Origin of the sequence: Microcoleus sp. PH2017_28_MFU_U_A (assembly GCF_020738035.1) — a bacterium.
Lineage (GTDB): Bacteria > Cyanobacteriota > Cyanobacteriia > Cyanobacteriales > Microcoleaceae > Microcoleus.
The window spans coordinates 1-21,654 of record NZ_JAEQCX010000095.1 but is presented as its reverse complement, the minus strand read 5'-3'; the positions used below and the strand labels follow the sequence as shown (position 1 = coordinate 21,654).

Here is a 21,654-nt window from a genome sequence, read left to right as displayed (position 1 = left end):
TTTCGATCCTTATATTGAGATAAAAACGATCGTCAGTCGATTTGAGGTTTACTTCACAGATGAATCTGGTAGCTGGGACTTTCGTCTAAAATTTTGCGATCGACCCTCATGAGTGTCCCGGCTTGTACCCGTTTTTGGGCGGGGTCAGGTCAGGTTTGCTTTTTGTTACCTAAAACTTATTTAGTTTCTGTATTCAATTATACTGTTTTTTAAGTAAAGCGCGCTTATTTACAAAAATTAATATTTTGAGGGTGAGAAGGCAGGAAAAAACCCGCCATAGCGGGTTTAATCGAGCTTTGACTAATTCGATCGTACTCAGAACGAAACGGATCGAGATCCGAAGAACTACCCGACTGTCACTTGATCGGTTTGCACGCCCGTCGCACCCTCTTCAGCAGAGGCAATGGCCACCAACTTGTCAAGAACTTCCTGACTGGGAACTTGACCCTTGAGAACAACCGTGCCGCTGAGCTGAGCAACCCAAACAGTCTCGATATCAGCAACTTCTGAATCGCCGTCAAAAGCCAAGGCCACCCGCTTCGCCAGGCCGCTTTCGTCAAAATTTCCGTCTGGGCCGACTTTAGCAGGAGCAATCGATTGTGCTTCGGCAGCTTGCTGTACTACTTCTGCCATCGGTTGAGCCTGTTCTTCAGGCTTTTCCATTCCAAACAGTCTTTTAAACCAACCCATAGAAGTTGAGTCTCCAGAAAATACACTTTTTCCAAGATAGCTCTAGAATTCCAAAAGAATCGTAATTGTTGCAAAACTAAGCGAAATTTCTGAAAATGCTTTTTCGACCGACTTTCAGAATCTAAAATCTCCAATGGTATCCCTATGTTGATGTTACTTTTTTATGTCGGGGACGATCGCTATGCCCTCGATAGCAGGCGCGTAGTCGAAGTAGTTCCCACTGTCACCTTGAAAAAACTCCACAACGCGCCGGAATACATTCCCGGCTTGTTTAACTACCGAGGACATCTCGTCCCGGTCATTGATTTGTGCCAAATGATACAGGGGACGGCCGCCCGCGCTTACTTGAGCACGCGCATTGTCTTAGTCAATTGCCAGTTTCCCAATACTTCTGAGGGGAACAACCACAGTTTGCACGGCCCCCTAATTTTAGGGCTGATGGCGGAACGGGTGACAGAAACTCTCGACAAACCAGAAACCGAATTTGTTAGTCCCGGCATTAAGATTGACAGCACTCCTTATTTGGGAGAAATGATTGCAGACGATCGCGGTATGATTCAATTTGTCAGGGTAGAACATCTGCTGCCTGAATCCCAAAAAACTTATCTGCTTCCCCAGCAGGAAGACTGAGATTTAGTCATTGGTCATTGGTTATTGGTTATTGGTTATTGGTTATTGGTTATTGGTTATTGGTCATTGGCAATGGGTAATTGGTCATTAGTCATTAGTCATTGGCAATGGGTAATTGGTCATTAGTCATTGGCAATGGGTAATTGGTAATTGGTAAACTGTCAACTGTCAACTGTCAACTGTCAACTGTCAACTGTCAACTGTCAACTGTCAACTGTCAACTGTCAACTGTCAACTGTCAACTGTCAACTGTCATACGAGCTAAAATCAATGACACAAGTAGCAATTGAAGCTCTACTCAGACAAAAAATTGGTTTAGATGCCCTGACTATTGGGTCTAATACAATTACTAGAGCCGTTAACCGTCGGATGGAAGATTGCAGTTTAACGGATATCAGTATTTACTTGACAAAATTGCAAACATCCGCTCCAGAATTGGAAGAATTAATCGAAGCTGTCGTGATACCGGAAACTTGGTTTTTTCGCGATCGCGAACCTTTTGTTTTTTTGAGCCGCTACGCGCTTTCGGAATGGTTTCCACAAAATCCCGGCAAAACCCTGCGCGTGTTGAGCCTTCCTTGTTCGACGGGAGAGGAACCTTACTCGATCGCGATCGCCCTACTAGACGCTGGTTTAAATCCGATCAACTTCAGCATCGATGCGGCAGACATCAGCAAAGTTGCTCTCAAAAAAGCCCAGCGCGCAGTTTACGGCAGAAACTCTTTCCGCGACAAAAACTTGGATTTTCGCGATCGCTATTTTACTCCGGTGCCGGGAGATCTTTATCAGTTGAACGACTTGGTGAGAAGGAAAGTTAATTTTATTCAGGGTAATATTCTAGATAGCTATTTTTTATCTAACCAACTTCCTTACGATGCAATTTTTTGTCGCAATGTGTTAATTTATTTCGATCAAACAGGCAGAAATCAGACCATTCAACTGTTAAATCGATTGTTAAACAAAACAGGAATATTATTTTTGGGTCACTCAGAAAGCGGGCAGAAACTGCCTCCTCAATTTGTCTCGGTGCGTCATTCCCTAGCATTTGCTTACCGCAAAACAGATATTCCATACAGCCCGCAAGTTCAGGTCAAAAAAGAGCCGACTAATATCAGTTATTCGCGGATTGTTCGAGAGTTTAAACACGCGGGAAATAGGGAAAATCTTCGCAACGATCAGTTGCCAAGTATTAACAGTAAATCCTCTACTTCCCATCAAAAATATCCGAGAGAGAATGAGAATTCGGGGATTTTGCCAATTCGGGCGATCGCCCCACCACCAGATCCTGCTAAGTCTGCGAGTGCGGATTTAGACGCAGCGCGACGTTTGGCCGATCGCGGACAATTGCAGGAAGCGGCCAAACTGTGCGAAACTTACCTCAGTCAAAATCCCACGAATGCTGATGCTTACGTCTTATTGGGCCAAGTTTACCAAGCAAGGGGCGATCGCCAACAAGCTGAGCAATCTTTCCAAAAAGCAACTTACCTCAAGCCGGATCACTATGAAGGACTAATTCACCTAGCTTTGCTCAAAGAAGAGCGAGGAGATATTGCCGGTGCTGCGATCGTCCGCCGGCGCATTCAGCGAATGGAAAAATAGCCTAAGAATTCAGTTGACAGTTGACAGTTGATAGTTGACAGTTGACAGTTGAGGGCGACCTCTACCTACAAGGAAGAGGATTGGAGTAATTAATAGTCTGAGTTTAATTTCTCCCTCAAAGGGAGAGGCTTTCAACCAATTCTTTCTGGTAATAACTGAGAATCGAAGCATGGACAATATTTTTAAGCATATGACTTTGCAAAGACGCATGATCGCTGCGTTTGTGTTCATGGGGGCGATCGTGCTTGTTGTAGCTTTAGTCGGCGCCAGCGGAAATTTTCGGCTATCCGGGCACCTGAAATCGATCGCCAACGATGCTTATCCCAGCACCGTCGCTTTGTGGAAAATCAACGAAGGACAAACACAGGTGCAGTCTTCCGATCGGATGCTGCTCAACGAAGCAATCAATGCTGACCAAAGACGCCGAGAAATCGCGAGAATAAATAATGCTTGGAATCAGATAAATCAAGGTTTTCAAGAGTACGATAAACTTGGGCGCAACGAGGAAGAAGACAAACTTTATCAAAAATTTAAACCGCTGTGGCAAAAGTGGACTGAGGCTCACAAAGAATTCCAAGAACTCAATAAAGAATATGAAAGAATAGGCATTGTCAATCCCCGGCAAATCCAAATTGATTTGCTCAAACAGGGTAAAACTAAATCACCTGAACTAGCAACTGCTGCATCAGCAGTTGAGGTGCTTAACAGAATGAACGACAAAGCTTTGAACGAGAAAGTAATTACATTTCAAGCTGCGACAGAGGGAATGCTGGAACTCCTGAACTACGATCGCCAATTAGCAGCAGACTCAGGCAAAGCTGCCACCGAAGATATCAGTCAAACTCGGTTCTGGGTGATTTTAGGCACGCTGCTGGGCCCTTTAACGGCCGTACTGTTTGGACTGTACTTTAGCAATACAATCGCCAAACCGTTAGGGGCTAAAATTGCCGGAGTGGTGGATGTAGCAGAGAAAATGTCGATCGGCGATTTAACAGGAGAAGTTCATGTCAGCGACACCAAAGACGAAATTAGCAAATTGGAGAACTCCTTCCGCAGCATGAATCGCGGTTTGGCCGGATTAATCAAACAAGTGCAAACATCGGGCATACAAATCACTTCATCAGCCACCCAAATAGCCGCTTCTGGCAAACAATTAGAAGCCACAGTCAACGAACAAGCAGCATCCACCAACGAAGTTGTAGCTACTGCCAAAGAAATCGCAGCCACCAGTGGTAAACTCGTAAAAACGATGGATGAAGTTTCCCACATGGCAGAGTCAACTGCCCGCGAAGCTAGCACAGGTCAAAAAGAGTTAGTTCGCATGGAGAATACCATGAAAGTCTTGGGAAATGCTACCATTTCTATCTCTAACAAACTCGGAATCATTAGCGAAAAAGCCAACAATATCAACAGCATTGTTACCACGATTACAAAAGTAGCCGATCAAACTAATTTACTTTCCTTAAATGCAGCGATCGAAGCCGAAAAAGCCGGAGAATACGGCATGGGTTTTGCCGTCGTCGCCCGCGAAATTCGCCGCCTAGCCGACCAAACAGCCGTTGCCACACTCGATATTGAAAACATGGTTAAAGAGATGCAGTCAGCCGTTTCTACTGGGGTGATGGAAATGGATAAATTCTCCCATGAAGTCAGCAAAGGGATGGAAGATATTCGTAACATCGGCGTGCAATTAGCCGAAATTATTCAGCAAGTACAATCTCTCACTCCCCGCTTCGATTCGGTAAATAGAGGCATGGAAGCTCAATCGGAAGGAGCTCAGCAAATTAGCGAAACTATGGCGCAGTTGGCCGAAACTTCCCTGCAAACGGCTGATGCTTTGCGGGAAATCAATAGTGCGATCGGCCTTTTGAACGAAGCAGCCCAGGGGATGCGCCACGAAATTTCGCGATTCAAAGTCAATTGATAGTTACTCACACCCAATATTCGTCAGTATCTAAACTCTAAAATATCAAATTTTATTCATTATTTGTAGCAGGCAAAAAAGAGGTAAATTAAGTGCAGAAAAATTCAACTATTCAACAAATTTTGTGGAGGGGGTTTGGTACAATCTTTACGTTAATACTTATAGCAAATATTGTAGCACAACACACTAAAAATACTTTAGTTAAGTCTTTAGATAACGTTACTTCGAGCCATAAAATTTTGCAAGAATTGGCACAGTTAGATATGCTTTTGCTGGAAGCTGAGACTGGTCAGCGCGGCTATCTGTACACGGGAAAAGAGAATTTTTTAGAGCCATACAATGAAGCAAATGCAAGCATTAACGTGCAACTAGCAGAGTTGAGAGAGAAGATGAAAAATCCGACACAACAAGAAAAACTCGGTCAATTGCAAATCCTGATTAGAGAAAGAATCGATTATTTAGAAAAAACTATTCAACTCCGCAAATCTGGTCGAGAAGAGGAGGTAAAAAAAATAGTAAGTGCTGGAACAGGACTAGAAATTATGGCGAAGTTGAGGGGTAAAATCACAGAAATCAAAGAAACTGAAAATCGATTCTTGGATGAAAGAAAGAAATTCGCCCAGGAAGCTGAAATTTTTTCAACTTACTTTGCTGGGGCGAGCACTTTGATTATTGTCGGAGTTGGGGTGTTAATTTCTTGGGTAATTATCCGGAATATCGCGCAATCCTTGGGAATAGCAGTAAAAGTTGCAGAAGAGGTATCGGCGGGCAATTTAACTGCCAATATTTCAGCAAATTATCAGGGAGAAGTTGGCAAACTACTCGCCGGATTCCAAAGCATGACTCAAAGCCTAAGTTCCTTGATCGGGCAAGTACAAAATTCTGGCCTTCAAGTAACTGCTTCCTCTCATGAGATTGCTGCCTCTGGCAAGGAATTGGAGGAAGTAATCGCCAAACAAGCAGCTTCGATTAGAGAGGTGGAAGCTACTACAAAAGAGATAGCTGCTACTTCTCGACAACTGAAGCAAGCAATGCAGGGAATTACTTCTACCTTCCAAACTACCACAATAGCAGCAGAGGGCGGTCAGCGGAATTTAAGCCACATGGAAAATACCATGCGGGAATTATCAACCGCCACAACTTCTATTTCTAGCCAACTTAGCAACATCAGCGAAAAAGCTAATAATATTAGTCGAATTATTATTACAATAACCAAGGTAGCTGACCAAACTAATTTACTTTCTTTGAATGCTGCCATAGAAGCAGAAAAAGCAGGAAAATATGGTATGGGTTTTGCTGTAGTTGCTAGAGAAATTCGGCGTTTAGCCGATCAAACTGCTGTTGCTACTTTAGATATTGAAAAAATGGTTAAAGAAATGCAGGCAGCAGTTTCTACTGGGGTGACGGAAATGAACAAGTTTACTGAAGAAGTAAATGATAGCGTTGAGGATGTGGAAAGTGTGAGCTGGCAACTGACTGAAATTATCGAGCAGGTGCAGGCTATCACTCCGCGTTTTTCAGTGGTAAATCAGAGTATGGAGGCTCAATCGGAAGGCGCTCAGCAAATTAGCGAGGTGATGGTGTATCTGAGTCAATCGTCGTCGCAAACGGCGGGCGCATTGCGCGAAATTAACGGTGCTATCTCTCAATTAAATGAGGCATCTCAAGGTTTGCGTCAAGAAATTTCTCGGTTTAAAGTAAGCAATAAGGATGTAGAAAATGTTTAAAAATATCAGTTTTAAAAAGCGCCTGAATGCTGCATTTATTTTTCTAGCTGTGATTGTTTTAGCTGTGGCTTGTATTGGTTGGAGTGGCACTTATCGGCTAGGTGGACATATTGATACGCTAGCTAACAATAGCCTGCCGAGCGTTAGTGGATTGTGGAAAGTTAATGAAGGACAAACGCAAATTGAGTCGTCGGAACGGGCATTACTGGATCTGGAACTCAGCCCAGAGGAAAGGAGAAGTGAGTTGACGAGAATTCAGAAAGCTTGGGAGCAGATTAATGAGGGTTTCAAAGAGTATGAAACCACATCCAGAACTGCGGAGGAAGATAAGATATACAAAGAATTGCAGGCTAAATGGGATATCTGGAAGAAAAATCACGAAGCTTTTTTAGATTTAAATAAAAGATTTGAGAGTTTAGGAATTCTCAACCCATTTAAAAGGCAGATCGAACTGATTGGCCAAGGGAATACTAAGTCGCCCGATATCGAGGCTGCTAGAAGGGCTGGGGCGTTTTACAATCAATTGAGCGATCGCGCCAAAGCGAATCGATCCTCGTTTGAATCAGCTACTAACTTAATCTTGGAAGACCTCAAAATCAATGAAACAACGGGACAACTAGCTAAACAGCAGTCTAAAAACGATATTAGTCAAACCACATTCTGGGTAATTTTGGGCATGATTCTCGGGCCGCTAACGGCTGGACTGTTTGGACTGTTTCTCACGAGTACGGTATCCCAAACTCTGGAAAATCAAATAGATCTGTCGGGCCTCAGAATTAGTGGATCTACGAACCAAATTGCCTCCTCCGGCAAGGAATTGGAAGCGACGATGAATCAACAAGTGGCTTCGACTAATGAAGTAGTAGCCACGGCTAAAGAAATTGCTGCTACTGCTATGCAACTGGCGAGGACAATGGATGAAGTTTCGGAGATGTCCCACCAAGCTGCTCAATCTGCCGGCGGCGGTAAACAAGAAATTGGTCGCATGGAATCCACGATGAATAAATTAGCAGATTCTACCAGTGCGATCTCGGGTAAATTGGGAGTTATTAGCGAAAAAGCTAATAATATTAACAGTATTATCACGACGATTACGAAGGTGGCAGATCAAACTAATTTGCTTTCGCTCAACGCGGCTATTGAAGCGGAAAAAGCGGGAGAGTACGGGTTGGGTTTTGCGGTGGTGGCTAGGGAAATTCGCCGACTGGCAGATCAAACGGCGGTGGCTACTTTGGATATTGAAAATATGGTTAAAGAAATGCAGTCTGCGGTGGGTGTTGGCGTGATGGAAATGGATAAGTTTACTAATGAGGTGCGCCGCGGGGTGGAAGATGTGCAAACTATTAGTTTGCAGTTGGAATCGATTATCCAGCGGGTGCAAGCTTTGACTCCGCGTTTTGAAGAGGTGAATGAGGGGATGGATGCACAGTCTCAGGGTGCTGTGCAAATTAGCGAGGCGATGGTGCAGTTGAGTGAGGCTTCTTCGCAAACTGCGTCGGCGCTCCGGGATATCAATGGGGCGATCGGGCAAGTTAATGATGCTACACTCGGTTTACGCCACGAAATGCTAGCGTTTTTAAAGTAAATAGGGAGTCGGCGGATCGAGTCGGTTTTTTTAGCTAGTCAGACGGGAATCCCCACACTATATCGCTTCGATTAGTGTGGGATGAAAGGCGCGTGAACCGAGGATTCCACATCTTCATGTCCTCGTCAGCATAGCGGGCGAGCAATGAAGGTGTGGATGACGAGATCAACAAATCTTTATCTGCTAGCATCATTACTCGACACAATTATTAAATTACTACTTGACTTTATCTAGTATTTTCTGGTATTTTTATGACCAGCAAATGCGTAAAGGTCGTAGCGCAATGAAAGTAACGTATCAGTATCAGTTCTATCCCGACACCAATCAAAAATTAACCCTCAACCATTGGTTGAGAATTTGTCGCTATTGGTACAACAGACAGCTAGGCGATCGATTTGATTGGTGGGAAAGAAACCGCACTGCTATAAATGCTTGTCCATTGGTTGCTAGCATCTCTGCGCCTCGCGAAAAGCCCAACTACTACTCTCAAAAGCAACAATTGCCCGCCCTCAAAAAAGACCTAGTAAAAGTCTTCCACAGTGGTGAGCTATTGGACTTCAAGCAGGTAGATTCAACTATCCTGCAAGATGTTTCTAAACGAGTAGATAAAGCCTTTGAACGGTTTATAGTAGGGGATAGTAAAGGCGGTCGATCGGGTAAACCCCGATTCAAGACTGAAGCTGATTACCGGACGATGACTTTTTCTACGGCTAACAGCGATTGGATTAAGTTGGTTCGCAAGAATTGGTTTTATATCCGATTGCCGAAGTTGGGCGTGATAAAAGTTCGGAGGCACCGCCCAATCCCCGATGGATTTACCGTCAAGCAAATTAGTGTAACTAGAAAGGCTGATGGTTGGTTCGCCCAGATAATGCTTGAAGACGCTTCAGTACCCCAGTTTATTTCTGACAAAGTTACCCCAAACTGGGATAACTCAATTGGGTTAGATGCGGTGCTGCATGAAGATGTCTATTTAGCAACGTCATCGGGCGAAAAGTTGCCTTCATTGAAACCGCTTCGCAAAAACCAAGCTAAGTTAGACCGCATTTCAAAAAAGCGGAATAAGCGGAAGCGTGGCTGTAGCGCCCGACGGAAATTAGCAAAAAAAGAAGCGAGACAGCACCAAAAAATAGCGCGTTCTCGCCAAGACTTCCACTATAAAACAGCTCACAAACTTGTCAGGTCTGGAGCTAAATTCTTTTTTCACGAAGATTTGAACTTAAAAGGCTTAACGAAGCGGAATAAAGTTAAGCTTTCTGGATGAGGGTAACTACCTCCCAAACGGTCAATCAGCCAAATCAGGACTAAACAAGTCTTGGCTGGATGCTGCGTTTGGTCAATTTTTCAAGACGCTGGAATACATAGCCGAAAAAGCTGGATCAGCCGTCGTTCCGCAAAAACCTGCTTATACCTCAATGCTTCTGTGCTATCGGAATGAAATCGTTTTCACCGATTGCGGTATGCGAAGCTATTGGGACGAGCAACATTCTTTAATGGTCGATCGCGATATCAACGCTTCGATTAATTTGAAGAAATTGGGGTTGGACATTTTCCCCAAAATAAAACGCCGTAGTGGGAATCTTTCTGTAGTAGGAACTATAGATGACAGTACCGCGAAGGAAATTTTGGATACCCTTCATCGGGCTGCAAAGATGCCCACGTCATAGCACCACGAGGCTTGACGTGGGAGTATGTCACAAGAATAACAGGTGTAGCAAGGCTCAGTCTAAAATCTATTTTTTTGTACAATAGTTATTGTAGGGTGCGGTCGAGGGCTGAATGTGACGATCGCAAAACTAAACATTTCTCCCCGCTGGCCACCCTACGGTTAGTTAAATCAACTGGTGCGCGGTGCACACCCTACAAACTACTACAAACTACAAACTGGTGCGCGGTGCACACCCTACAATCTAAAATCTAAAATCTAAAATCTAAAATCGAATGACTGATGATTGCTGGAATCGGATCGGAGTTGGGGGCGATCGCACTTGTCCTCAATTAAAAACATTTATTCACTGCCGCAACTGTCCAGTCTATTCCGACGCGGGCCGGAGTTTGCTGGAACAGGAATTGCCGACTGGATATCTGGAAGAGTGGACTAATTTATTGCGATCGAGTCAAGGAGTAACTAACGCCGTCACGGCTGCGGGTACTATATCTGTAGGTATTTTTAGGCTTAACGGCGAATGGTTGGCTTTACCGGCGGCGCTGTTTAAGGAAGTGACGCAGATTTCTGTTATCCACACTTTGCCACACCGCAGTAATAATATACTTATCGGCTTGGTGAATATTCGCGGTGAAATCCAGTTGTGCGTTTCCCTAAAAGCACTTTTGGGATTGGAAGCAGCAGATGCTAGCCGACAAAATATTAGTCCTGTTGTTTACGAAAGGATGGTAGTTGTTGAGAGAGAAGGCAGCCGCTGGGTGTTTGGAGTGGATGAGATTTACGGCATTCACCGCATTCTCCCGGAACAAATCAGAAATGTTCCATCTACTGTTTCTAAAGTGCCAGAAACTTATACTAAAGGGATTATCAGTTGGCAGGGGCAAAGTGTTTGTTATCTGGATGATGATTTGCTGTTTTATACGTTGAATAAGAAGATTATCTAATGAATTGGGAATAGGGCATGGGGCATTGGGAATTGGGCATGGGGCATTGGGAATTGGGCATTGGGTGAATGGAATCTGGCGAATAAAAGCGGGCGAAGGTCATTCGCGCCTACACAGACGAAACCCGCCTCCGCGGGTTGAAGAACGGGCGAAGGGAATTCGCGCCTACATGAACAAAACCGGGCGAAAGTGGGTTGGAATAAATTAAGGATTAATAAAAAATGAGCAATCAAGATATGAGCAATTTCTCCATGATGGATTTATTTCGCATGGAGGCGGACACTCAAGTAGCAGTATTAAATGAGAACATTTTGGTATTAGAAAATAACCCTAATTCTCCGGCTGAACTGGAATCTTTGATGCGGGCAGCCCACTCGCTCAAGGGCGCGGCGCGGATTGTGGGACTAGATGCTGCGGTGCGAATCGCTCACGTGATGGAGGATTGCTTTGTGGCGGCGCAGGCTGGCTCGATCGCCCTAGACTCACCTGATAAGATTGATGTGATGCTGCGGGCGATCGACCTTTTGGCCCAAATCAGCCAGATTCCGGAAACCGAGATCGAAAATTGGCTCCCGGTTAATCGATCGCAAATTGAAACCTTAGAAACTGCCATCTTAGCAATTATCAATAACGAACAATTAGATTTGGGCAGCCCAGATGAAGCAGAAACAATAGAACAAGAGACCATTGTTGAAACAGAAATTCTGCCGGAATGGGAGCCGCAATTACCTGTTGATTTTACCGCAGAAATAACAGACCACGTACAATTCAATTCTGATATTCCTCATGAAATATTGCCCGATTTGCCACAGGTTGAAAGTCCAGAAACTCGGTTGCTTAAAACTGATTTATCGATGTTAGCTTTATTTGCCGGAGAAGTAGAAGCACAATCAATACTATTAAACCAAACTTTACTCTCGCTCAAAAATGACCCCAATGAATATTTAGACTTAGACTCCCTTGTTAAATCCGCTCATTTAATAAAAGGTGCTGGCAGAATAGTTCAGTTCCATGAAGTTGTTAAACTTGCGAAGGCGATAGAAGATACATTTGTGGCACTTCAGAAGCACAAATCTAGCTTAAATCCCAGTCAAATTGACACCCTGCTCGCCGGAGTAAATTTTCTGGTAAATATGCAGGAAATTCCGGTACTGAAAATCGAAGCTTGGCTGGCAGAAAAAGAGGCAGAAATAGATAATATTGTCGCAGATATAAGTAAGATTCTTGAATTATTAACAACTAAACAATCGGCAACAACTGCCGCAGTTGTTTCACAAAAATCTGCCGAAGCAACGAGTCCCCAAACAACCCCGACACCACAACCAAAACCTCAAGATAATGCTTCCCAACGCACAAAGAATAGCGGTCAAATTTCCCCCGTCGCCAATTCTACAGCAGTAGCTGTAGAGCAACGACCGACTAAAATTGTTAGCGCAAAACCTGCACCTTCAAATCTCAGGGAAAACGCTCAAAAGCCTAAAACCGCTGACCGCGTAGTACGAGTAAATGCGGAAAACTTAAACCGAATTATGGGTTTGGCAGGCGAATCTTTAGTAGAAGCAAAATGGCTGCAACCGTTTGCTGATTCATTATTAAAACTGAGAAAAAACCAAGGACAGCTTTATAATTTGTTGGAGAAATTGCAGGAATCTTTAAGCGATTCTGTTCTAGATCAGCGATCGGAAGATTATCTCGGCAGTGCTCGCAAAAAAGCTAATGATTGCCGCCATATTTTGTCCGATCGCCTCAACGAACTAGAACTGTTTGCCCGCCGTTCTGCCAACTTGTCCGATCGCTTGTACCGAGAAGTTATTGCCAGCAATATGCGACCGTTTGCTGACGGCGTTTCAGCTTTTGGGCGAATGCTGAGAGATTTGGCGAGACAGTTGGGTAAGCAAGTGAAATTTGAAGTTGTTGGCAAATCTACTCAGGTAGATCGAGATATTTTAGAAAAATTAGAAGCACCGCTAACACACATTTTGCGTAACGCTATCGACCACGGTATTGAACTCCCAGACGCACGTTTGGCTGCGGGAAAATCGGCTGAAGGTACGATCCGACTGGAAGCTGCACATCGGGGCGGGATGCTATCAATTACCGTCTCGGATGATGGAAAAGGAATAGAACCGGAAAAACTCCGCCAAAAAATTGTCACGAAAGGTATGGTAAGTGCGGAAATGGCTGCGAAATTGACTGAACCGGAATTGATGGATTTTCTGTTTTTGCCTGGTTTTTCTACTGCTAGTCAAGTGACGGAAATTTCGGGCCGCGGTGTTGGTTTGGATATTGTGCAAAGTATGGTGCAGGAGGTTGGTGGCATTCTCCGGGCGACATCTATGCCGGAAAAAGGTATGAGTTTTCATTTGCAGTTGCCGCTAACTCTGTCGGTAATTCGGACGCTGTTGGTGGAAATTTCGGGGGAACCTTATGCTTTTCCGCTGACTCGGATCGATCGCATTGTGATGGTTGAGTCTGCTGATATTGCGATCGCCGAAAACCGACAGTATTTTACTCTTGACAACCAAAACATTGGTTTGGTGACAGCTTATCAGGTGTTGGAGTTAGCTGCGCCACCTGAAAAGTTGGATTTGCTGCCGGTGATCATTGTGAGCGATCGCTCTAGCAGTTATGGTTTAGCTGTGGATAAGTTTCTGGGCGAACGCGATTTAGTTGTCAGGCCTTTAGATCCGCGTTTGGGTAAGGTAGCGGATATCAGCGCGGCTGCTTTTATGGAAGACGGTACGCCGGTGCTGATTATCGATGTTGAAGATTTGGTGCGATCGACTGATAAACTGCTGGCTGAAAGTCAGTTACAGAAAGTTAGTAAAACCGAACAAACTGCTGAATCAACAACTCGCAAGCGCGTTTTGGTAGTAGATGATTCAATTACTGTTCGAGAAGTAGAGCGCAAACTTTTAGAAAATCAAGGATATGAGGTTGAAATAGCTGTTAATGGTATGGATGGTTGGAATGCTCTGCGTACCGGGCAGTTTGATTTGGTAATTAGCGATGTTGATATGCCGCGCATGACGGGGATTGAGCTGGTTAGTCAAATTAAAAATCATTCGGCCCTAAAGTCGATTCCGGTAATTATTGTTTCTTACAAAGACCGCGAGCAAGATAGAATCAGAGGATTGGAAGTGGGAGCGGATTATTATTTAACTAAAAGCAGTTTTCACGACGATACGCTGTTAAATGCGGTGGTTGATTTAATCGGTGAGGCTTGAAAAAAAATCTCGGGTTAAGTTTTTTTAATTAAAAACTAAAAATACGACCAAAATGTGGTATGAATAGTGGTAGGCTGCGTGATAGTTCGTAATTCAATCGGTAATTCAATACGCTTGGCCCCGAGCCCGGAGATCCCCCCTAGCCCCCCTTAAGAAGGGGGGAACCGGAAGCACTCAAAGTCCCCCTTCTTAAGGGGGATTTAGGGGGATCTCCGGGCCCGAAAAAGTGTTAACCCAACAGTATCGATCGCTAATTGAGAAGCGGTTTGCTGCCTCCGTCTACAAGTTTAGTTTTAACTGACCGACGAACACCATTCTCAGGAACAGGCAAGATGCCTGTTCCACAAAAAAATTCATCTCTTGTGGAACAGGCATCTTGCCTGTTCATAAAAGGCTTATTGACAATAGTGCAATATCTCAGTTTTAAAGAAAAGGCCGCAGCATAAAAAACTGGATCGGCAGGCTCCCGCAACTACCCGCAACTGAAAATTAATTAACTATGAGCAATTTCAACATGAAAATAGCGATCGTCAACGACACGTTGATTGCTGCTGAAGCTTTGCGCCGAGTTTTGGTGACGGTACCGGAGTATGAAATTATTTGGATAGCGGCGGATGGGGCCGAAGCTGTGTCCAAGTGCGCCCGCAATACACCGGATGTGATATTGATGGATTTGATCATGCCGGTGATGGATGGTGTTGAGGCGACGCGCCTGATCATGAAGCAATCTCCCTGCGCGATTCTGCTAGTGACATCTTCGGTGACAGGTAATGCGGGCAGGGTTTTTGAAGCTATGGGATATGGAGCTCTGGATGCTATTAATACGCCAATTTTGGGGTTGATGGGCAATTCCCCAAGCGGCGGTATGGAGTTGTTAAAAACTATTTCTAAAGTCGCTAGATTGATTGGTAAAAGTAACTCGACTTCTTTATTTCACAGCGCAACTCCTAAATGCTTGACTCCGCCGCTGCTGGCGATCGGCTCTTCGACTGGCGGGCCCCAAGCTTTGGCAACTCTGCTATCGGCTTTACCTGCCAATTTATCGGCGGCTGTGGCGATCGTCCAACACGTAGATGCTGAGTTTGCTCCTGGTTTGGCAGATTGGCTGAGTCAAAAAAGTAAGTTGGCGGTGAGTGTCGCAGTTGCCGATCGACCTTTGGAAGTCGGTAAGGTGATAATTGCCGCGACTAACGACCACTTAGTATTACAATCGAATTTAACACTTAAGTATACGAAAGAACCTTTAGAATATCCTTACCGCCCTTCAGTGGACACTTTTTTTGAGAGTGTCGCTCAATACTGGCAGGGCAAAGGGGTGGCAGTGCTGTTAACCGGTATGGGCAAAGACGGCGCTAAAGGGCTCAAAGTTTTGCGATCGGCTGGCTGGCACACGATCGCCCAAGACCGCGCTACCTCAGTAGTTTACGGGATGCCGAAAGCTGCTGCTGATTTGAATGCGGCTGTGCAGGTTTTGCCGATCGAGGCGATCGCCCCAGCCTGCATGAAATATCTCGTGTAGAAAATACTAGAGATGTTTGGGCCATAAGGCTTAAGTGGTTGAGCACAATGGCCGAGGTCGTGCCAGACTCTCAGCGATCATAATCAATCTATTGGGGTGATGTTTTGGGATCGCGATCGCGCGTGTATCTTGCCAGCAGTCTGTAATTTCACGGAATGCTGCGGTTACCGGGCACCTGCTAGCAAGCAGCAGTCGGCTGACCCAACAATTAGCGATCGTAGCCCTTGCAATCAATGTCAAGCGTGCTAGGCTGTGTAAAGATTTTACAAAAATCAGCGGATAAAACTTTACCAACCTGGTATTATCACCTGGTAAGCGTACTTAAATAATACCGGGTCGCTATTGACACTTAGAAAATATTTAAGTAAAAGTTTCGATCCTCTCCAGACAATGGCCGTTGCCCGATCTAGTTATGAAATTAACTCACTCTCAGGCTATTGAATTCGATTGCAGTTGTGCACTAAATCAACGAGAAAGTCAAATAGTCAACGGCAACGTGGTAAAGTTGAAGTTTGAGGATAGGGGAAACAATGGGAAAAACCCAGTTACCGCCAGAGATAGCGCCATTCTCAGTAACCTCAAATTGGAGAAAAGCCGTCACTCGATCGACTTAAATTTACCTTTAAATTCAGAAAGCAAAAAAATATCTAGCTTGACCGAATACACTGTTACAGTTTTACTGATTGACGATCAGGAAATGATCGGCGAAGCGGTGCGCCGAATGCTTGCTAATGAAAAAGACATTAAATTTTATTACTGTAACGATCCAGCTCAAGCAATTAAGAAAGCATTAGAGGTGAAGCCAACAGTCATCCTCCAAGATTTAGTAATGCCAGAAATAGATGGATTGCAGTTGCTGCGCTTTTTTCGAGGGAATTCGCTGACGCGAGACATTCCGATGATTGTTCTCTCCAGTAAAGAAGAAGCGGAACTAAAAGCGCAAGCATTTTCCTTGGGTGCTAACGATTATTTAGTAAAACTGCCCAATCCAGTCGAACTCATTGCTAGAATTCGCTATCACTCAAAAGCTTATATGCACCTGCAAGAAAGGAATCTCGCCTATCAAACCATGCAGGATTATCTAGTCAAATTAGAGATAGAACAAAAAAAATCTCAGGAGTTGCTGTTAAATATATTGCCAGAGGCGATCGCCGAAAGATTAAAAAAAGAACAAGGTGTAATCGCCGACGAATTCGCAGCAGTTAGCGTGATGTTCGCGGATATTGTTGGCTTCACCCAGTTGTCAGCATCAATATCGCCCAAAAAATTAGTACATTTACTCAACGATATATTTTCCAAGTTCGACGATCTCGCCGAAAAACACGGTTTAGAAAAAATTAAGACAATTGGTGACTCTTATATGGTAGTGGCGGGGTTGCCAAATCCGAGAGCAGATCACGGAGATGCGATCGCCGAAATGGCCATAGATATGCAAGAAGCCATAGTGAAATACAGAGAAGAGTTCGGTCTCACTATTAGCATCCGCATCGGCATTCATTCGGGCCCAGTGGTAGCTGGAATCATCGGGACAAAAAAGTTTATTTACGATTTGTGGGGCGATACAGTAAATACCGCTTCCCGCATGGAATCTCACGGTATCCCGGACGGAATTCAGATTTCCGACGCAACTTATTTGCTTATAGAAGACAAGTATGAGTTTGAAAAACGCGGTTTAATCAATGTCAAAGGTAAGGGCCAAATGGCTGCTTATTTATTAAAAGGAAGATTGGAAGTTGATTTTTAATTGGGAATTGGGAATGGGTAATTGGGAATTGGTAATTGGGAATTGGTAATCGGTAATTGGGAATTGGTAATTGGGAATTGGTAATCGGTAATTGGGAACCGGTAACTGGTAATTGGTAATTATTGATTAAGGGGTGTGAGATATGAGTAGACCAGATTTTGAGGATTTGGATGTTTACAAGTTGGCTGAAAAATTGGCAAATGAGGTTTGGTTTATCGTCAAAGAATGGGACTATTTTACAAAAGATACTATCGGGAAGCAACTTGTACGCGCCGCCGATAGCGTTTGCGCTAATATTGCAGAAGGACGTGGTAGATATAATTATCAAGACAATCGGCGTTTTGTCAAGATTGCCAGAGGTTCTTTGTATGAAACAATCAGCTTTTTGAGGCTAGCATATGCCAGAAAATTAGTGGGAAGTGAACAGGTAAAAAGATTCCAACCAATAATTGATGAATTGTCACCGAAGCTGAATGCTTATCTACAGTCAATAGGTAACAATCAAGAAAAATAATTGATTAATAATCAGAGTATATATAGCAATTATCAAGTGAGGTACAGTATTGGTAATTGGTAATGGCTAATTAGCAAGACAAATAGCGAGTAGATCGCGAAAGTTTAGAACCGCTATGAAACACCAATTACCAATTACCAATTACCAATTACCAATTACCCGTTCCCAATTACCAATTACCAATTATTAAATCTAACTCTTATGTTTCGAGATAATATTGTTCTGCTTCCGACCAATTTAGTTTAAGTAACGAATCTTCTCCACTTGAAAGCTTGAAACTCGGCTTAATTGGTTTTACGCCCAAAGCGCTAATAATCTGCGCTGCTACAGCTTTCGCCAATAGTGGCGGTACAGAATTTCCGACTTGGCGAAAACCGTGCCATTTTGTGACGTGAAATCTAAACCAGTCAGGATAGGAATGCAATCGCGCTGCTTCTCTGACTGTAATGCACCGAGGCGCGATCGGGTGAATTGGCCTTGGCGAAGTATAAGCGCCCCTCGCCCTGTCGGTTCCAGCCCTGAGAGTGTTGCAAACTCCGTCGGGGTGCAGCTTGTAAAAACGGCTGATCGGCTCTTTTTCGCCGTAGGCTGCGGCTGCAAATCTTTCCATACATTCGGCAGAATGTTTGGTGCGCCGACTGCATGAGAGGATTTGTCGATCGTACTGGCGATCGTAAGCATAATCATTATCAAAATCATCGAATCCGCGCAAAAAACTCGCGTAATCGCTGCTGCACTTTCCGTACTCCACCATTACCCAATCTCGGTGTAGCAACTCGCTATACTTTTCTACTTCCGGCAAATCTCCAATCGCATCCAAAACTGTCGGAACCGCAGGTAAATTAACTTTTTTATAGCGTTTAGGAAGTTTCTTTTTAGGCAAAAAAGTAGTTGGCTGAGGATAGTTTGGCAGATCGTAGTCTTTTTTGCAACCAATCAGAAACAATCGTTTGCGAGCTTGCGGTACTCCGTAGTGAGCTGCGTTAAGAACTTGATAGTTTTCTTCTACTTGATAGCCTGCTTCCAGAAAAGAGCTAATTAAAAGATTCAGGAGTTCTTTGTGTTCACCTGCTACAATTCCCGGCACATTTTCCATTACAAAAAACTTGGGTTTGAGCTCCAAAACTAAGCGTTGAAAGTGGAAAATTAGAGAATTTCGCGGATCGCCGACATCGCGCTTCCCCATCAGCGAGAATCCTTGACAGGGCGAACCGCTGATTACTACGTCGATTTCGCGCTTGCCGATCGCAGATTTTTGCCGAATTTCTGCTCCCGTCAGCTCTGAGACATCTTTGCACAATACAGAACACATCGGGAAATTGAACTCGTGGGTAGCGCAGTGGATGGGGTCAATTTCGACTGAAGCAAGTACATCAAAACCTGCTTGTTCAAAGCCCAGCGTCATGCCGCCTGCACCTGCAAATAAATCAACAGCGATCGGTCGCTTTTTCCGATAGCTTGACATAATATTTCAATACTAAAATTGTTTTAAGAAGCTGTATTTATTTTAACATTTTTGATTATTTCGGCAGCAGCGCGATCGCACACACCGACATCTCCCAGACTTTCGCGCATTTGGCGATAATCCGTCAAAGTTTGCTGGCGTCGATCGGCATTTTGCAGCAATTCCAGGGCGTGGAAAACTATATTTTCGGCAGTAGCCTCGTCTTGCAGCAACTCCGGAACGATCGCCTTCATTTGCACCAAATTGGGCGGAGAGATAAAAGGAATCGACAATTTCAGCAGGTGGCGAGCAATCATCGCCGTAATGCGACTGACGCGGTAGGCGACAACTTGCGGAACGCCGAGCAAAGCTAATTCCAAATTAACAGTACCAGATTTGGCGATCGCAAAGTCGGCAGCAGCCAATATTTCCAGATTTTGATTTTCCAACAAAGTAGCCCGCAAACCGTAATTCTCGATCGCTTGTTCGATTTTGCTGCGGAAAGCTGCTTGAGAAACCGGAATCCAGAAATGAACCTCCGGGATTTTAGCTTGGATAATGCGAGCAGCCTCAAATATCACCGGCATCAGGTACTTGAGTTCTTGCTTTCTAGAAGCAGGAATTAGAGCGACTGAAACCTGTTCCGGCTCAATTCCCAAAGTTTTGCGGGCAACTTCCCGACTGGGCGCAGATTGCATTCTATCCAGCAAAGGATGACCAACCCAACTGACTTGAGAGCCTTTGGCGCGATAATAAGTAGCTTCCTGGGGGAAAATCGCCAAAATGCGATCGGCAATATTGACAATCAGATCCGTATTGCGAGGAGAAATCGAGCAAACCCATTCTTGAGGTGCGATGTACCAAACCACAGGTAAATCGGGCAAACAGCGGCGAATGTAGCTACCAATACCGAGATTGGGAGTCAAATAATCAATCAATACAACAACATCGGGACGGAATTTTTTGAGATATTGTTTAGCTTTTTGCTGAACTGCGATCGTTGGCAAAATATACGGCACAGATTCTATAATACCCATAGAACCAATACCCAGAGTATCGCCTAAAATAGTAGCGCCAGCTTGAGCCATACGAGGGCCGCCCAATGCGGTTATTTCCAACTCCAAACCAGCGGCGACAGCATGACGTTTTAAAGCTGCAACTAACAAAGCTCCTTGCAAATCGCCAGAAACCTCACCAGTGCTGATAAAAATTTTCATAAACTCCTCAATATCCTCGGTAAGGTGCGTCAGACAAAAACTGTTTGAGTTACCTATAGCTGGTGACTGACGCACCGTACAGCTTCCTTCTCTTCCTTCGTGTCCTTCGCGTCTTCGCGGTTCAATAATACTAATTCTTTGAGTCCGCAAGAATTAATATAAGGCTCATTCATTTTTTACCAGGAATCAAGCCTCGCCGCCCTTTGGTTACAGACTGTTGCACAAATCTCCGCAGGTGCTGCAAGTGATGATTTTCCGGTAACAAATCCAATTGTTCCAAAGCTTGATTGAGAGTGTAGCCAGAATGGTATAAAATCCGAAAAGTTTTCTTTAAAACTAGCAAATCTTCTGGAGTTAAACCTGCACGTTCGAGGCCTATTTTGTTGATAGCTCGCACTCGCGAAGGATTCCCTTCGACTAGCATATAGGGTGGCACATCTCGATCGATCCTGCTCAAGCCACCGATCATGGATAAGCGGCCGATGTGGACAAACTGATGAACGCCCAAAACCCCGCTGAGTCTGGCTTGAGACTCAATTTTGACGTGTCCCGCTAGGGCTACAGCGTTGGCAATGATTACTCGATCGGCAATATCGCAATTATGGCCCACATGAACGTAAGCCATCAACATATTATTATTGCCGAGCGTCGTGCTTTCCCCCGCTCCAGTAGCGCGGTTGATTGTCACGTATTCCCGAATCACATTGTTGTCGCCAATTGTCACCCTAGTCAGAGAACCCTCATATTTGAGATCTTGAGGTTCCAAACCAATGGCCGCACCAGGGAAAATTTGATTGCGAGCACCTATTTCTGTTAGCCCGTCGATAATTGCATGGGCACCAATCTTAGTCTCCGGCCCGATTTTCACTCTTTCCCCAATTACAGCATAAGCACCCACTTCTACAGTCGGGTGCAGTTCGGCGCGGGGATGAATCACAGCAGTTGGGTGAATCAAAGTAAGCATTTTTCAGTTTTCAGTTGTCAGTTTTCAGTTTTCATGCCAAATCAAGCTTAAATACCCCGTTTATTTCTTAGTCCGCGGAGGCGGACTTCGCTTGTGTAGTAGCGATTTCAATCGCCGAATCATCAAGGAGTAACAAACCAGAATTTAGTATCAGTAGTCCCTTGATACTCCCCAGCCCGCTCCGGGACGGGGATTCTTGAAGAGTCCAAATGCGAACTTTCAAAGGCGAAATCAAAGCGCCTCTACTGACTCCTTCAAGA

Annotated in this window: 16 protein-coding genes; 12 read left to right on the top strand and 4 right to left on the bottom strand. The window is 44.4% G+C overall.

What is annotated here, in order from left to right; genetic code table 11:
- Positions 1–345: 345 nt before the first annotated feature.
- Positions 346–690: a BON domain-containing protein gene (locus JGK14_RS23265; protein WP_293126189.1), complete on the bottom strand. Its 345-nt coding sequence runs from the start codon at positions 688–690 to the stop codon at positions 346–348.
- 144 nt (positions 691–834) lie between these two features.
- Here JGK14_RS23265 and JGK14_RS23260 point away from each other — a divergent pair, with 144 nt between their 5' ends.
- The 12 genes from JGK14_RS23260 (at position 835) to JGK14_RS23205 (ending at position 17,769) form a co-directional block, all read left to right on the top strand.
- On the top strand, positions 835–1,320 hold the full coding sequence (locus JGK14_RS23260; RefSeq protein WP_325315537.1) for a chemotaxis protein CheW: 486 nt from the start codon (positions 835–837) through the stop codon (positions 1,318–1,320).
- A gap of 270 nt (positions 1,321–1,590) precedes the next feature.
- Positions 1,591–2,919: a CheR family methyltransferase gene (locus JGK14_RS23255; RefSeq protein WP_293190602.1), complete on the top strand. Its 1,329-nt coding sequence runs from the start codon at positions 1,591–1,593 to the stop codon at positions 2,917–2,919.
- 169 nt (positions 2,920–3,088) lie between these two features.
- Positions 3,089–4,843: a methyl-accepting chemotaxis protein gene (locus JGK14_RS23250; protein ID WP_293183944.1), complete on the top strand. Its 1,755-nt coding sequence runs from the start codon at positions 3,089–3,091 to the stop codon at positions 4,841–4,843.
- 92 nt (positions 4,844–4,935) lie between these two features.
- Positions 4,936–6,570 (top strand): methyl-accepting chemotaxis protein, encoded by a 1,635-nt coding sequence (locus tag JGK14_RS23245; protein ID WP_293217139.1) that lies wholly within the window; start codon positions 4,936–4,938, stop codon positions 6,568–6,570.
- On the top strand, positions 6,563–8,155 hold the full coding sequence (locus JGK14_RS23240; RefSeq protein WP_293183948.1) for a HAMP domain-containing methyl-accepting chemotaxis protein: 1,593 nt from the start codon (positions 6,563–6,565) through the stop codon (positions 8,153–8,155). The genes JGK14_RS23245 and JGK14_RS23240 overlap by 8 nt, the downstream gene beginning before the upstream one ends.
- Before the next feature lie 283 nt (positions 8,156–8,438).
- A complete protein-coding gene (locus tag JGK14_RS23235; RefSeq protein WP_293217136.1) occupies positions 8,439–9,419 on the top strand; it encodes an RNA-guided endonuclease InsQ/TnpB family protein in 981 nt (326 codons plus the stop codon).
- A complete protein-coding gene (locus JGK14_RS34110) occupies positions 9,397–9,822 on the top strand; it encodes a zinc ribbon domain-containing protein (RefSeq protein WP_442921472.1) in 426 nt (141 codons plus the stop codon). The genes JGK14_RS23235 and JGK14_RS34110 overlap by 23 nt, the downstream gene beginning before the upstream one ends.
- Positions 9,823–10,096: 274 nt before the next feature.
- Positions 10,097–10,765: a chemotaxis protein CheW gene (locus JGK14_RS23225; protein ID WP_293183950.1), complete on the top strand. Its 669-nt coding sequence runs from the start codon at positions 10,097–10,099 to the stop codon at positions 10,763–10,765.
- A 221-nt stretch (positions 10,766–10,986) separates the two neighbouring features.
- Positions 10,987–13,992 carry a hybrid sensor histidine kinase/response regulator gene (locus JGK14_RS23220; RefSeq protein WP_293325868.1) on the top strand — a complete coding sequence of 1,002 codons (3,006 nt, stop codon included), beginning with the start codon at positions 10,987–10,989 and terminating at the stop codon, positions 13,990–13,992.
- Positions 13,993–14,491: 499 nt separating this feature from the next.
- Entirely contained in the window at positions 14,492–15,511 is a 1,020-nt protein-coding gene (locus JGK14_RS23215) for a chemotaxis response regulator protein-glutamate methylesterase (protein WP_293217130.1), read from the top strand.
- A 412-nt stretch (positions 15,512–15,923) separates the two neighbouring features.
- The gene (locus JGK14_RS23210; protein ID WP_293183956.1) at positions 15,924–17,255 is read left to right on the top strand and encodes an adenylate/guanylate cyclase domain-containing protein; all 1,332 of its coding nucleotides are present in this window, start codon (positions 15,924–15,926) and stop codon (positions 17,253–17,255) included.
- 142 nt (positions 17,256–17,397) lie between these two features.
- Positions 17,398–17,769: a four helix bundle protein gene (locus tag JGK14_RS23205; protein ID WP_293183958.1), complete on the top strand. Its 372-nt coding sequence runs from the start codon at positions 17,398–17,400 to the stop codon at positions 17,767–17,769.
- Between the two features lie 199 nt (positions 17,770–17,968).
- Here the strand turns inward: JGK14_RS23205 and JGK14_RS23200 are convergent, their stop codons facing one another.
- The 3 genes from JGK14_RS23200 to lpxA all read right to left on the bottom strand — a co-directional run bounded on the left by JGK14_RS23200 (position 17,969) and on the right by lpxA (position 21,394).
- A complete protein-coding gene (locus JGK14_RS23200; protein ID WP_293183960.1) occupies positions 17,969–19,234 on the bottom strand; it encodes a DNA cytosine methyltransferase in 1,266 nt (421 codons plus the stop codon).
- Positions 19,235–19,257: 23 nt separating this feature from the next.
- Positions 19,258–20,430: a lipid-A-disaccharide synthase gene (gene lpxB / locus JGK14_RS23195; protein WP_293183963.1), complete on the bottom strand. Its 1,173-nt coding sequence runs from the start codon at positions 20,428–20,430 to the stop codon at positions 19,258–19,260.
- 169 nt (positions 20,431–20,599) lie between these two features.
- The gene (lpxA, locus tag JGK14_RS23190; protein WP_293183966.1) at positions 20,600–21,394 is read right to left on the bottom strand and encodes an acyl-ACP--UDP-N-acetylglucosamine O-acyltransferase; all 795 of its coding nucleotides are present in this window, start codon (positions 21,392–21,394) and stop codon (positions 20,600–20,602) included.
- Positions 21,395–21,654 lie beyond the last annotated feature (260 nt).